Origin of the sequence: Campylobacter subantarcticus LMG 24377, assembly GCF_000816305.1 — a bacterium.
In the GTDB taxonomy this organism is placed as follows: domain Bacteria; phylum Campylobacterota; class Campylobacteria; order Campylobacterales; family Campylobacteraceae; genus Campylobacter_D; species Campylobacter_D subantarcticus.
Genome location: NZ_CP007773.1, coordinates 1,112,547 through 1,126,307, shown reverse-complemented (window position 1 = coordinate 1,126,307; position 13,761 = coordinate 1,112,547). Strand labels below are relative to the sequence as shown.

Genomic DNA, 13,761 nt, shown 5'->3' with positions numbered 1-13,761 from the left:
GTTAAAAGGAAGTTTATATGCGTATTTTAAAACAACCATGTGGAATGTATGAGACTAATTGTTATATCATAGATCACAATAACAAGCAAATCATCATCGATCCAGGCGAGAATGCTTATGAGTTTATCAAAGAAAACACAAGTAAACCTTTGGCTATTTTAAATACGCATGGTCACTATGATCATGTGTATGATAATGCTAGGGTTAAAAATGCTCATGCGATTCCGCTTTATATTCACCAAGATGATGCTTTTATGTTAAGTAATCCTTTTAATTATGGTTTTGAACACTCAAACGCTGATGTATTGGTAGAAAATGAAAATGAATTAAATATAGATGAGTTTAAATTTAAATTTCATCATTTTCCAGGACATACTCCAGGGTGCTGTATGGTAGAGTTGGTAGGAGAAGATGTGCTTTTTAGTGGAGATTTTTTGTTTTATCGTAGTATCGGTAGATGGGACTTTCCTTATTCAGATGCGACTAAGATGAAAGAAAGTTTGCTTAAAGTTTTAGCTTATGATAAAGACTTTAGATTGCTTCCCGGGCATGGGGAGGAAACTACTTTAAAAGAAGAACAAAAAGCAATTCCTGCTTGGTTAAGGTATTTTCACTAATGGATAAGGTTTTATATTTTTTAAGCTTTTTGTTGGTTTTAAGTGCAATTTTGAGTTTTTTTAAACCCAAAGAAACAAAAAAGAAATTTTTTCATAAATGCCCGTGTTTTAAAGCAGTAGAAAATGGCTTAATGAGTAGAATTTGCATTTATACAGGAAGCTTTGGTTTTATGTACTCGGTGCTTTATATAGGTTTTGGCGTATATGATAAAAAGCTTTTTATCATATTGCTTTTATCTTTTGCCATATGGTATTTTGCTTGGGTTTTGAAAAAAGAGTAAAAGCTATTTTAAAAATGTTAAAATACTTTTTTAAAAATGTTAAAATACTTTTTTTAATTATCAAAAAGGGCATAAAAATGAGAAAAAGTATAGCAGAATGGGAAAAACAAGAATTGCTTTTAATTTCCTTGCCTCATAAAAATAGCGATTGGGCGCCTTATTTGGAAGAAATTTTACAAAGTTATGAAGAATTTGTTAAAACAGTGGCTAATTTTCAAAAAGTTTTACTTATAGCGCCTGGTGATGAAGATTTTCAAAGATTTCAGCATATTGATAATGTTGATTTTTTCAAGTGTGATACTAATGATACTTGGATTAGAGATTTTGGTGCGATTGATGTGCGAGAAGGAGAGAAGCTTTTGGCGCTTGATTTTACTTTTAATGCTTGGGGAGATAAATTCCAAAGTGCTTTAGATAATGCAGTCAATTCAAAGCTTTTTGCACAAAAATTATCAGGAAAATTGGAAAAAATTGATTTTATTTTAGAAGGCGGAAGTGTTGATTTTAATGGTAAGGGAGTAATGCTTACAACTAGTGCTTGTTTGCTAAATGAAAACCGAAATTCTACTTTTGATCAAGCGCAAATTGAAGCTAAATTAAAAGAAATTTTTGGTTTAAAGCAAATGATTTGGTTAAATCATGGTTATATTAAAGGCGATGATACCGATCATCATATTGATACTTTGGCAAGATTTGTAGATGAAAACACCATTGCTTATTGTGTGTGTAAAGATGAAAATGATGAGCATTATGCACCTTTAAAGGCTATGGAAGATGAGCTGAAAAAAACAGGATTTGATCTTTTAGAATTACCTTTACCTAAGGCTTTGTATTTTGAAGGAAAAAGACTTGGGGCAACTTATGCTAATTTTGTTTTTGTTAACGGTGGTTTGATTGTGCCAATATATCATGATGAAAATGATGCTTTAGTGATTGAGAGATTGCAAGAAAAATGCAAGGATAGAAAAGTAGTGGGAGTAGATGCAAGAGTGTTTTTAAGACAAAATGGTTCTTTGCACTGTTCTTGTCAAAACCGCTATGAAGGGCAAAGATGAATTTGCAAAAAAGCGCAACTATTATCGCGAGTGTTTGCGCTATCTTTTTAGCTATTGTTAAATTTGCAGTAGGTTTGGCATCTGGTTCTGTTGCGGTGCTTTCTAGTGCGATTGATTCTTTGCTTGATTGTGTGATTTCAGGTTTAAATTATTTGGCTTTGAAAAAAAGTTCACAAGGATCAAGCAAAGAATATAACTTTGGTTTTAGCAAAATTGAAGCATTGATGGGGCTTTTTGAAGGACTTGTGATTAGTGCTATTGGGGTTTATATATTTTACGAAAGTGTTTTAAAAATTCACAACCAAGAAAGTGTCGAAAAGCTTGATCTTGGAATTTTTGTCATGGCTTTTGCTATGGTAGTTACTCTGTGTTTGGTTATTTTTTTAAATTATGTGGCTAAAAAAACCAAAAGTTTAATCATAAAAGCTGACAGTTTGCATTATAAAATAGACTTTTTAACCAATGCGCTAACACTTTTGGCATTAATTATCATAGCTTTTACAAATTATCATTTTATTGATGGTTTATTTGGTATAGCTATTAGTTTATATACGATTTTTTCAGCCTTGAAGATTATCAAAGAGAGTTCTCAAATTTTATTAGATGTTGCAATTGCAAAAGAACAAGTGGAGAAAATCAAAGAAATCATTCAAGAAAATAAAGAAGTCAAAAGCTTTCATCATTTAAAAACTAGAAAAAGCCCTGATATGCTTTATGTTAGTGTGCATTTAGTTTTTGAGCCTACAATATCGCTTTTGAAAGCACATGAAATAGGAGATGAAATCGAAGATGCTATAAGAGAATATTTTAAAGATGAATTTTGGAATATCCATATACATTTAGATCCATATGATGATTCAGAAGAAGAAAGGAATAAAAATGAAATTAGCACTTATCCAGCATGAATTTAAAGGAAATAAAGAAAAAACTATAGAAAAAACTTGCGAGCTAATCAAGTTTGCTGCGCAAGATGGGGCACAACTAGTAGTTTTGCAAGAATTACACCAAACGCAGTATTTTTGTCAAAGTGAAAATACAAACTTTTTTGATTTGGCTAATGACTGGGAAGAAGATGTTAAGTTTTGGTCTAATGTAGCAAAAGACAATAAGATTGTTTTAGTGACTTCTTTATTTGAAAAAAGAAGTACAGGGCTTTACCATAACACAAGCGTAGTGTTTGAAAAAGATGGAACATTAGCAGGAAAATACCGCAAAATGCACATTCCTGATGATCCTTGCTTTTATGAAAAATTCTATTTTACCCCAGGCGATTTGGGTTTTGAACCTATACAAACAAGCATTGGAAAGCTTGGAGTTTTGGTGTGTTGGGATCAATGGTACCCTGAAGCTGCTAGGTTAATGGCTTTAAAAGGAGCACAAATTTTGATTTATCCTACTGCTATTGGTTGGTTTGATAAAGATGCAAAAGAAGAAAAACAAAGACAGCTTGAAGCTTGGGTAGGTGTGCAAAGAGGTCATGCCATAGCTAATGGCTTGCCTGTGGTGGCTGTAAATAGAGTAGGTTTTGAAAAAGATGAAAGCGGTGTGGAAGATGGTATAAGATTTTGGGGAAATTCTTTTGTTTTTGGTCCACAAGGCGAAGAGCTTTTTAGAGCTGATGATCAGCAAGAGTTGTATAAAATCGTTGAAATTGACATGCAAAGATGTGAAAATGTACGCAGATGGTGGCCGTTTTTACGCGATAGACGCATAGAGTATTTTCACGAATTAAATAAAAGATTTATTGACTAAAGGAGGAAAAATGAAAAAGGTTTTAATACCTTTGGCAAAAGGTTTTGAAGAAGCTGAGTTTATAGGTATAGCTGATGTTTTAAAAAGAGCAGGAGAAGCTAGTGGAAATTTAGAAGTAATTATTGCTTCGCTTGATGATGAACTTTTGGTGCAAGGAGCTAATGGAATTTGCATAAAAGCTGACATAAGTTTGGCTAGTGTTGATCAAGAAAATTTAGATGCAATTGCTCTTGCAGGTGGCTTTAAAGGTATGATGAATTTAAAAAACAATCAAGCTATCATAAAAATCATACAAGATTTGCATGCTAAGAAAAAAATTGTAGCTGCTATTTGTGCTTCGCCTATGGTGTTAGCTAAGGCAGGGGTAATTGATGGTGAGTTTTCTTGCTACCCTGGTTGTGAAGTGGGTATTGAAGGTGTTAGAGTAAACAAGGCAGTTGTAGTTAATAAAAATGTCATCACAGCAGCTGGGCCTGCTACGGCTATTTTGTTTGGTTTAGAGCTTACTAAACATTTGTGTTCAGAAGAAATTTACCAAAAACTTTATGAAGGTATGCTTGTTCCTTTAACAAAATAAACCCTCACTAATGAGGGTTTAGCTTACATTTGTTTCATAAGCTTAGTGATTTCACCCTCATGAGGAAATCTATCTACTTCGCAGTTAAATAAGTCTTTTTTTGAGTAAATGATTTTACCATCTACTTCTACTATAAAATGCCCACCACCTTTTTCTATGGTAGAAATTTGCGCATCTTTGAATTCATTTTGTATTTCTTCTGCAACCCTTGCAGCTTGTGGTTTGTAATTTCAAAGATTACAATAATAAATTTTCACTTCCATTTTTTACTCCTTTTTTGAAAGTAAGCTATTATACATTTTTTCTCCTTGTAAGTTTTAAATTTAAGGTTTTTTTTTATAATAATAAAAAACTTAAGGGAAAAGATGAGCCAATTTACACATTTGCATTTACATACTGAATACTCTTTACTTGATGGGGCAAACAAACTCAAAGAGCTTGCTAAAACGCTAAAAGCACAAGGTGCAACTAGTGTTGCTATGACTGATCATGGAAATATGTTTGGGGCTATTGATTTTTATAAAACAATGAGAGCTGAAGGGATTAAGCCTATCATAGGACTTGAAGCGTATTTGCATAATCATGATGATTTAAGCGATAAAAGCTCAAGACAGCGTTTTCATATTTGTTTATTTGCTAAAAATGAAATTGGTTATAAAAATTTAATGTTTTTAAGCTCACAAAGCTATATACATGGTTTGTATTATTACCCAAGAATTAATAAAAAACTTTTAGAAGCTCATAGTGATGGTTTAATTTGCTCTTCTGCATGTTTGCAAGGTGAGGTTAATTGGCATTTAAATACCAAAAATGAAAGAAATTTAAAATTTGGTGCAAAAGGTTATGAAGGTGCAAAAGAAGCTGCACTTTGGTATAAAAAGGTTTTTGGAGATGATTTTTACCTTGAGATTATGCGTCATGGTATTGATGATCAAAAATTTATTGATGATTCTATCATTAAACTTGCTAAAGAGCTTGATATAAAAATCATCGCAACCAATGATACGCACTATACTTTTAAAGAAAGAGCAGCTGCGCATGAAGTATTTATGTGTATAGCTATGGGGGTTAAGCTTGATGATCCAGGGCGTTTAAGACATGAGGTGCATGAGTTTTATGTAAAAACACCAGAGCAAATGAGTGAGCTTTTTGCTGATATTCCAGAAGCTATTGAAAATACTCAAGAAATAGCTAGTAAATGCAATTTAGAATTAAAACTAGGCGATCCTACTCCACCAAATTTTAAATTTACCCGTGAATATGCAAAAAAATATAGTTTAAATCTAGCGCAAGAAGATCAAGAATTTAGCTTTGATAATGATGATATAGTTTTTGAGTATCTTTGCAAAAAAGGCTTAGAAGAAAGACTTCAATTTATCGATGAGAGTAAGCATCAAGAGTATAAAGATAGGCTTGATTTAGAAATTAGTATTATTAAAAATATGAAATTTTCAGGTTATATGCTTATTGTTCATGACTTTATCGTTGCGGCTAAGGAAAAAGATATACCAGTGGGACCAGGGCGTGGGAGTGCTGCGGGGAGCTTGGTTTCGTATTGTTTGAAAATTACAGATTTAGATCCTATACCTTATAATCTTCTTTTTGAGAGATTTTTAAATCCTGAGCGTGTGTCAATGCCTGATATTGATGTGGATTTTTGTCAAGATAGAAGAGGGGAAGTGATTGATTATGTGATCGATAAGTATGGAGCTGAAAAGGTTGCACAAGTCATTACCTTTGGTAAACTTTTAGCAAAAGGGGTGATTCGTGATGTGGCTAGGGTTTGTGACATGAGTATACCTGATGCTGATGCTTTGGCAAAATTAGTTCCTGAAGAGCTTAAAATCACTTTGGAAAAAGCTTATGAGCAAGAGCCAAAAATTGCTGAATTTGTAAATTCTCATCCAAAAGGACGTCAAGTTTGGGATTTTGCTAAGGCATTAGAGGGTTTAAATAGAAATGCAGGTATGCATGCGGCCGGAGTTGTGATATCTAATGAAGCTTTGTGGAATAAAGCTCCACTTTTTAGACAAAGCAAAAATGATGAGCGTCATTTGGTAACACAGTATTCTAAAGAATATCTTGAAGATGTAGATTTAATCAAATTTGACTTTTTAGGTTTAAAAACTCTTACGGTAATTGATAATGCGATTAAGCTAGTTAAAAAGCGTTATGGTAAAGATGTGATTTGGGAAAAGATCGATATGAATGATCCTAAGGTTTATAAAACCATACAAAGTGGTAATACCTTGGGTATTTTCCAAATAGAATCAGGTGGTATGCAAAGTTTGAATGCTAGATTAAAGCCTGAGAGATTTGAGGATTTAATCGCGGTTTTAGCTTTATATAGACCAGGGCCACTTGATAGTGGAATGGTGGATGATTTTATCGATATTAAACATGGTAGAAAGGCTGCAACTTATGCCTTTGAAGACTTAAAACCTATACTTGAAAATACTTATGGGGTTATAGTTTATCAAGAGCAAGTTATGCAAATAGTGCAAAAAATTGGTGGTTTTTCTTTGGGTGGTGCTGATAATGTGCGCCGTGCTATGGGTAAGAAAAAAAGAGAAATTTTGGATAATCTTAAAGCAGAGTATCTAGAAGGAGCTAAAAAACAAGGCTATGATGAGAAAAAGGCTGATGATTTGTTTGAGCTTATTTTGAAATTTGCTGAGTATGGTTTTAATAAATCTCACTCAGCTGCCTATGCACTTATAACCTTTCAAACAGCGTATTTAAAGACTTATTACCCAAGTGAGTTTATGGCTGCGCTTTTAACAAGTGAAGAAAGCAATGTAGATAAGGTCGCAAAATACATTGAAGAGATGAAAAGAATGAACATCAAACTTTTGCCACCAAGCATTAACAAAGCCCAAAGAGAATTTAGTGCAACTAAGCTTGAAGATGGTTCTGAAGCTATTATCTATGGGCTTGGAGCGATTAAAAGTGTGGGGATTCCCGCGATAGAAAATATCATGGCTATTCGCAAGGAAGAGGGCTTTAGTGATTTTGATGATTTTATTAGTTCGATTGATCCAACTAAGATCAATAAAAAAACCATAGAAAATTTAGCTAAATCAGGTGCTTTTGATGAGTTTGGCTATACTAGAAAATGTTTGGTGGATAATCTTGAGCTTATTTCAGAAACAAGTAGGAAAATCGCTGAGGTTAAAAGAAACTCTACTGCTTCACTTTTTGGAGAAGAAGAAATAGCCGCAGATATCAAAGTGGGGCTTCATGGTAGCAAGATAGAATTTGAACTAATGGAAAAACTAGGATATGAAAAAGAAATTTTAGGAATTTATGTATCAGGTCATCCTTTGGATAAATTTGCAAGTCAAATAGAAAGCATAGAGTATTTTAAAAGTATGGATTTTGAAACACTCAAAGGCGAGGGCGAGCTTTTGGTGGTAGGGAAGATTGAGGATTTTAAATCGATGATGAGTAAAAGTGGTAAAAGATATGCTAAGGCTGTGATTTTAGACTTTTACTCTTCTTTTGATATGATAGTTTTTGAAGCTCAGGTGGAAAAAGTAGAAACGATTTTCAAAGAAAGTAAAGATGAGGCTTTTGCTTTTTTACTAAGATATAAAAACAATGACAATGATTTAAGCTTTAGTCTAAATGAAATTTATACTTTAGAAGAAGCAAAAGAAAATGAGCTAAAATCTTTTAGTAAAAGAAAAAGCTTTGCAAAAAAAGAGAATAAAGAAGAATTCACGCAAGAGCCTATGAAATTTGAAGAAAATATCATAGAGCTTGATATTAACAAACTTAGCAAAGATATGGTGTATGAAATTTATGATCTAGCTAATACAAGACATAACCCAAAAGATGCCAATAACAAAAAGCTTGTGCTAAAAGTGCTTGATATGGGTAGCTGCTTGCTTTATCACACAAATTTTGTCCTTTCGCAAGAAGCTATGGATGTGATAGCTCAAAAATGTAAAGGTTGAGATAAACAGCTAGTATATTTTGGTTTTTTTATTATAATATTGAATATGTATATGAGGTTTTAAAAATCTAATTTTAATCCATAGCTTTAAGCTATGGATTAGCTAATAAGCTCTTCTAAATGTTTTAAAATTTTTACCATGGCTAAAGTATCAAGTTTGCAGTATTCTAGCAAGGCTTGGCGGAGTGCTTTTCTTTTATTTTCATCTTTATCTTGGTATTTATAATTCTACATTATGCTATCTTAAATATTTGCTTTTATACTCTGTTTATACTGATAAAATAAAACACGAATGTGGAGAGATAATAATATAGATGAAGTTTTTGCTAGTTTTAGAAGCTGTAAATGAAGTAAGCAAAAATATGGTATGTTAAAATAAACACCATTTCAAGTGATGTCTTTTGAGATGATAAAGATAAAGTATTTATAAAACTTGTGCTTTGTAAAGAATAATAAAAAACTAGTAGCAATCAATAGATAAAATAGATGTATAGCAGTTGGTGAATATTGCAAAAAATCAAATTTATAAGTTGTATTCAGCAAAAAACATCTTAAAACTTACTTTTATATAAAAATAATGTCGGCGGAAAAATAAAAACAACACAAAAATGCTGATTTTATTTTTCTATAAAGCTTAAACTTAAATTGAATTCCAATTAATATAATCCAAATTAAAATCTTTGTCTTGATTTAATTTTACCTTTACAATTTCTCCTTTATTTGTTAAAACAATATGAGCATTTTTAGTATAATTACCCAAGGTAGAACTTTTTGCACTAAATGTTTGAATAATATAAATATATTTGCCATTATCAAGAATTTGATATTTTCCGTTTATAAATCTATAACTTTTAACATCTGTTGCATGCAATGGTTTAGCTAGCTCTTTTTTGATTACATTTTCAGCCAAAATATTTTCCGCATTTTGTAAATTTTTAAAATTTCCCATCACATAGCTTGGGTCACTATATTTTAAACTTTCTATATTATCATTCAAAACAAATGTAGTTTGACATCTTTCAGCTGGAATATCATAAGAAATATTTTGTGGATTTTTTATTGTCCATATTTCATAAAAAACACACTCCTTAAATTGAATAGGATTAATTTTAATTTTTACAACATTATCTTCAGATGCTTCAATTATAGTATTTCCTAATCTGATATTTTCATCAATAATCTTTTGCATTTTAGTATAAAATGTCACATTATTAGAATAAGTTTTGTTATAATATTCCTTATGAATATCATCTTGTACATCTACTACTTTGGTGCTTACGTCATATTCATTATTTCCACATCCGGATAACAATAAAAATCCTAAACCTAAAATAAATTTTATTTATTTCATTTTACAACCTCCTATAACTTAAATCATATGTTCCAACTACTCTGCCTATAATTTTAATCTCTTCGTTCTCTTCTACGATAATAGGTGGATAATCTTTATTATCACTAATTAAAGATAAAGGTCGTTTTCTCAATCTTTTTACGAAAACCTCACTTTGATATTCTATCACATAAATTCCACCTTCAATCATAGAGCCATCATCCTGAAAAACTATCATTTCACCTTCTTTGATAGTAGGTGTCATACTATCTCCTATTACTGGAATAATACCTATTTTTAAAAACCCTTGAATATTAAACATAAGTCTTAAATCCTGCTTGTTAAAAGGAATATATTGAACCGATCCTTCATAATTTTTAGAACCAAATCCAGCTGAAACAGAATTATCTTTATAGAATGGAATTAAAACAATATCTTCGTTTTTAGTCTTGTTTTCAGTATTTTTACTTGAATTTTTAATTTTTTTATCTTTTTCATAAATTAAAATTTGTTTTCCACTTATTCTACTAGGCCAATTATGTGCCGATTCTCTTGAAAGTCCTAAGTATTCAGCTAACTCGAATTTATCTTTAACATTGTAAAAATCTATCATTTCTTGAAGTAACTGCTCTTTTTCTTCCATGTTTTAAACCCTAAAAATACATATTATGTAAAAATACTTGATTTTTTAAGTAAAATTACTTATAATTTGAAAAATTATTTACAAATTGTATCTTAAAAAATATCAATTTGAAATAAAAATTACAAATTAAAGGATGTGTTTTGCTGAAACAAATAATCAATTTTTTATTAAAGAAGAAGTGAAAAAATCAAATTTTATTGAATGATATTAATACTTATTCTATTATAAGCAATTGCCTTAGATTATTAAACTTTAAGTAAATATATAGCTTATAAATATCTTAGAGAGTTTAAGCTTATAATCTCTCAACTTTAATGAAAGATATATAAAAAAAGATACTTAAAGCTAGAATACAACTTAAAAAGCTTTGATAAAGATAGTATCTTTTTATCTAGTATGATTATGAGTGTGAGGTTGAAGTAGTAGGTTTGATAAATTTTAAATTATGGTTGCTTTGTATGATATGAGAGTTGCTAGTCTAAAGAGCGCCTAGTTGTTAGAATACATAAAAGCAATAATTATTCATGAAGTTTTATGTGTATTATCTCGTAATTTTTTGTTTTTTTTCCTAAAATTTTACCCCAACCTAATTTAGAATGAGAGTGATTTCCTAAATTAAACAACATTCTTTCGTTGAAAATGATTTTAAGATATAAATCAACACAAAATTCATTATTAGTTAAGAATAAAATACTTTCTTTAAGTTCTTTGTGTTTTTTTGCATTTGGAAAATACTTTAAAGCTTCATCATAATGTATATCTTGTATATAAATAGCTATTTTATTTTGATAAGATAAAAATTTTTTTCCTAAAATTAAATTTTTTCCTAAAATATGATTTTTTTGTCCTAACTTATTTAGTTGTGTATGTCTTATATGAATTTGATGGGGTATGTTCTCTATAATACCGAGTTGATTTTGTAGGTTAAAAGTGATTTGTAAAATTTTTTCTATATAGCTTTTTGGTCTCCTTGAGCTTAGCAGTAATGGCGCAAAAGGTAGGTACCTTTTTGCAATTTTTGTATCGTTGATACCTAGTATGGAAAATAGTATTTTGGAAATCCTATCATTGAAATTAATATCAAAATTTTTTGGATAATTATTAAGGGTGATAATTTCAAAAAAAATCCAAAGAAGATAGTGATTAAAAAAATCAAAAAATAAACTCCACCCATCTCCACCATCTTCATTCCTAGAGAGTTTGTCTAGTATATAAGAAGGGAGTTGCGATGTGTTGCCTTGCAAACCCATAAAATTAATCATAATTTCAATGGGAAAATCGTTAATATTTTTACTGAATTTTACATATTCGATTTCTTTGTTAGGATGCATTAGGGCGTTATTTACTCTTAAAAAAATATCTTCTTTAGAATGTTCTTTTAATAATTTTTTAAGAAGTTTATAAAAGGTATAAGAATTTGCATTGTTCATAATATAGGTTTAATTCCTTTTTTAAAAGGATAGTGTATAGTAACTTTTGAATTTATACATTTAATTTTTAATTCACAAAATGAATTAATGCTTACAAAAGATGATAAAAATTCCGAAATTATCAATCCTAACTTGTAAACTTCACCCAAAGAATAAAAATTAGAATCATCTATACTTATGATACTCATAGTTCCTTTTTTTGTAATATATTCATCAATCAAGTAGCTTGGTTTTGACTGAATGTTAATAATTGAAGAGGTAAGTAGTTGGCATACTACTTCAGAGGTTTTATCATCAGGAAAGCTGTAACTTTCTAAAACTTGAAAAAAAGATGTTTTTGTTAAAAGAGTTTGATAGCTAAATGATAAAATAGAAACTAATTTCCATAAAAGATCGCCATTGATCTTAACTTGCTTAATCGGCGTTGGAATGGTAACATTTTTTGTGACAGCATCTTTGTAAAAAGGTATAAGATTAATATCACCTATTTTTAAATGGGTTGGTAAATTTTTATTACAGCATAATACATCTATTGTGATTGTTTCATTTGTATTGTTTGATGAAAAAAAAGATATTTCTTTGAAACTATCTTGCTTGGAATTTGATTTATTTGTAATGTAGTAAAAATCTTGAGTTTTATTTTGCATAAATTCAAAACGTTCAAAATTTTTATAATTTTTTAAAATTCTACTTCCACTGTCGCTATTATGTGCTTTAACTTGTTTTATTTGAACTATATCATATGCATTTAAATTTGTTCTATCGATAAAAATTCTGTATCCATTTTTTGAGTGATTGTTGATGATAGGTTCTGCTGTTTTTTCAAAAATATTAATGATTGGTGTTGTTGATAGTGAGAATAATTCATTTTTTACAATACAATTTTTAGGAAGTGTTTTGTTGAATTTAAAAAAAATACTGATTAGTTTACCTTTGCACTCATGCAAAACATCTAAGCCTTGTATCGAAATAAAGTTAAATTTTTCAGGCAAAAAAAAGTATTCTCTTAGCAAAGAAAAAGATTCAAATCCTAAGTCATTGTAAAATAGACAACTTTCATTTGGTGTTAAACCTACGGTTTTGATATTGTATGTACTTATTTTAAATTCTTCATTTGTATCATGGGATATAATTTTGAATTCTTCTAGGTGTTGGTGTATATAAAAAAGTAGTGTGGAAGATGTATAAACATCATCTCCAAGGTATATACACAGTTTATCTAAATCCAAATCAGCGATGTTTAAATCTTCTTTGTTAACTCTAAGTTGTATATTCATCGTGTGGTATTGCTTTTCACTACCAAAAAATACATTTTCTATGTTTAGTGGGTACAAATATACATCATATACTGTTTTAAATTCACACTCGCATTTTTCTATAGGTGTGGATTTTACTATACTGTTTTTAGGAATAATTAATTTATTGAGTTTGCTATTTTCGTTAAATTTAAATTCTTGCATACACATAGATGGCAAGATGTTAGTGTAGTTTGGAGAAAGAATATTGATTAATGATTCTGCGATGTAGGGTATATTTTGATCTAATTCTTGATGAATTTTAGAAGTTAATATAGCTAAATTTTCAATAATTCTTTCGATGTCTGGATCTTTACTATCGTAGGATAAAAATGGAGCTAACTTAGGAAATTTATCAATAAAAATTTTTCGAGTATGGTTAAGGTAAGCGATCTCTTTTTGATAATAAAACACATCATCTTGTGTCATTAGACAACCTCGCAGTAGCGATTGTTTTTAAATATAATTTCAATTGCAAATTCCTTAAAACTATCATTGCAAAAAACGCATCTTAGTAAAAATGAAAGTTGCCATGGTTTTAAAGAGTCGTTATATGTGATAGAATTAACCACAATCCTTTTTTCATATTTATTTATTAGTTTGTGTATTTCTTTTGCCATGCTTATGCAAAGTTCTGTAGAGCTTAAATTTAAATTTTCTATATTGGATAGTCCAAAGTCTTTAACACTTAAACAATCATCAAGTTTTGCATTAAGCAAAACTTGGATACTATTTTTTATTTCTTGAAATTCATTTTGATAAAAAGGAACATTTTTATATTGATCATCTAATGAATGAATAATTTTATCTAATAAAGACATTG

General features: G+C 29.9%; 13 protein-coding genes. 7 read left to right on the top strand and 6 right to left on the bottom strand.

The annotated features are described in order from the left end of the window. Window positions 1-17: 17 nt before the first annotated feature. The 6 genes from CSUB8523_RS05850 (at window position 18) to CSUB8523_RS05825 (ending at window position 4,282) form a co-directional block, all read left to right on the top strand. On the top strand, window positions 18-617 hold the full coding sequence (locus CSUB8523_RS05850; RefSeq protein WP_043019890.1) for an MBL fold metallo-hydrolase: 600 nt from the start codon (window positions 18-20) through the stop codon (window positions 615-617). After that, complete coding sequence (locus CSUB8523_RS05845) at window positions 617-898, top strand: hypothetical protein (protein WP_043019889.1); 282 nt, start codon at window positions 617-619, stop codon at window positions 896-898. Before CSUB8523_RS05850 ends, CSUB8523_RS05845 begins: the two co-directional genes overlap by 1 nt. Before the next feature lie 77 nt (window positions 899-975). Beyond that, window positions 976-1,953: an agmatine deiminase gene (locus tag CSUB8523_RS05840; protein WP_043020410.1), complete on the top strand. Its 978-nt coding sequence runs from the start codon at window positions 976-978 to the stop codon at window positions 1,951-1,953. Next, the gene (locus tag CSUB8523_RS05835; protein ID WP_043019888.1) at window positions 1,950-2,858 is read left to right on the top strand and encodes a cation diffusion facilitator family transporter; all 909 of its coding nucleotides are present in this window, start codon (window positions 1,950-1,952) and stop codon (window positions 2,856-2,858) included. Before CSUB8523_RS05840 ends, CSUB8523_RS05835 begins: the two co-directional genes overlap by 4 nt. Then, window positions 2,833-3,705, top strand: coding sequence for an N-carbamoylputrescine amidohydrolase (class 11 nitrilase) (locus CSUB8523_RS05830; RefSeq protein WP_043019887.1), 873 nt, complete (start codon window positions 2,833-2,835; stop codon window positions 3,703-3,705). Before CSUB8523_RS05835 ends, CSUB8523_RS05830 begins: the two co-directional genes overlap by 26 nt. Window positions 3,706-3,715: 10 nt before the next feature. Next, window positions 3,716-4,282, top strand: a complete 567-nt coding sequence (locus CSUB8523_RS05825; RefSeq protein WP_043019886.1) for a 4-methyl-5(beta-hydroxyethyl)-thiazole monophosphate synthesis protein — start codon at window positions 3,716-3,718, stop codon at window positions 4,280-4,282. Window positions 4,283-4,305: 23 nt separating this feature from the next. Here the strand turns inward: CSUB8523_RS05825 and CSUB8523_RS10570 are convergent, their stop codons facing one another. Further along, window positions 4,306-4,545 (bottom strand): SelT/SelW/SelH family (seleno)protein, encoded by a 240-nt coding sequence (locus tag CSUB8523_RS10570; protein ID WP_257396702.1) that lies wholly within the window; start codon window positions 4,543-4,545, stop codon window positions 4,306-4,308. A 102-nt stretch (window positions 4,546-4,647) separates the two neighbouring features. Here CSUB8523_RS10570 and dnaE point away from each other — a divergent pair, with 102 nt between their 5' ends. Further along, window positions 4,648-8,241 carry a DNA polymerase III subunit alpha gene (dnaE, locus tag CSUB8523_RS05820; protein ID WP_039664049.1) on the top strand — a complete coding sequence of 1,198 codons (3,594 nt, stop codon included), beginning with the start codon at window positions 4,648-4,650 and terminating at the stop codon, window positions 8,239-8,241. Between the two features lie 639 nt (window positions 8,242-8,880). Here the strand turns inward: dnaE and CSUB8523_RS05815 are convergent. The 5 genes from CSUB8523_RS05815 to CSUB8523_RS05795 form a co-directional block, all read right to left on the bottom strand. Continuing rightward, window positions 8,881-9,552, bottom strand: coding sequence for a hypothetical protein (locus CSUB8523_RS05815; RefSeq protein ID WP_235362549.1), 672 nt, complete (start codon window positions 9,550-9,552; stop codon window positions 8,881-8,883). Between the two features lie 40 nt (window positions 9,553-9,592). Beyond that, complete coding sequence (locus CSUB8523_RS05810) at window positions 9,593-10,213, bottom strand: LexA family transcriptional regulator (protein WP_043019885.1); 621 nt, start codon at window positions 10,211-10,213, stop codon at window positions 9,593-9,595. Window positions 10,214-10,731: 518 nt separating this feature from the next. Continuing rightward, on the bottom strand, window positions 10,732-11,643 hold the full coding sequence (locus CSUB8523_RS05805; RefSeq protein ID WP_043019884.1) for a type VI secretion system baseplate subunit TssG: 912 nt from the start codon (window positions 11,641-11,643) through the stop codon (window positions 10,732-10,734). Beyond that, complete coding sequence (gene tssF, locus CSUB8523_RS05800; RefSeq protein WP_043019883.1) at window positions 11,640-13,367, bottom strand: type VI secretion system baseplate subunit TssF; 1,728 nt, start codon at window positions 13,365-13,367, stop codon at window positions 11,640-11,642. Before tssF ends, CSUB8523_RS05805 begins: the two co-directional genes overlap by 4 nt. Next, window positions 13,367-13,759 (bottom strand): GPW/gp25 family protein, encoded by a 393-nt coding sequence (locus tag CSUB8523_RS05795; protein WP_039664040.1) that lies wholly within the window; start codon window positions 13,757-13,759, stop codon window positions 13,367-13,369. Before CSUB8523_RS05795 ends, tssF begins: the two co-directional genes overlap by 1 nt. Between the last annotated feature and the right edge of the window lie 2 nt (window positions 13,760-13,761).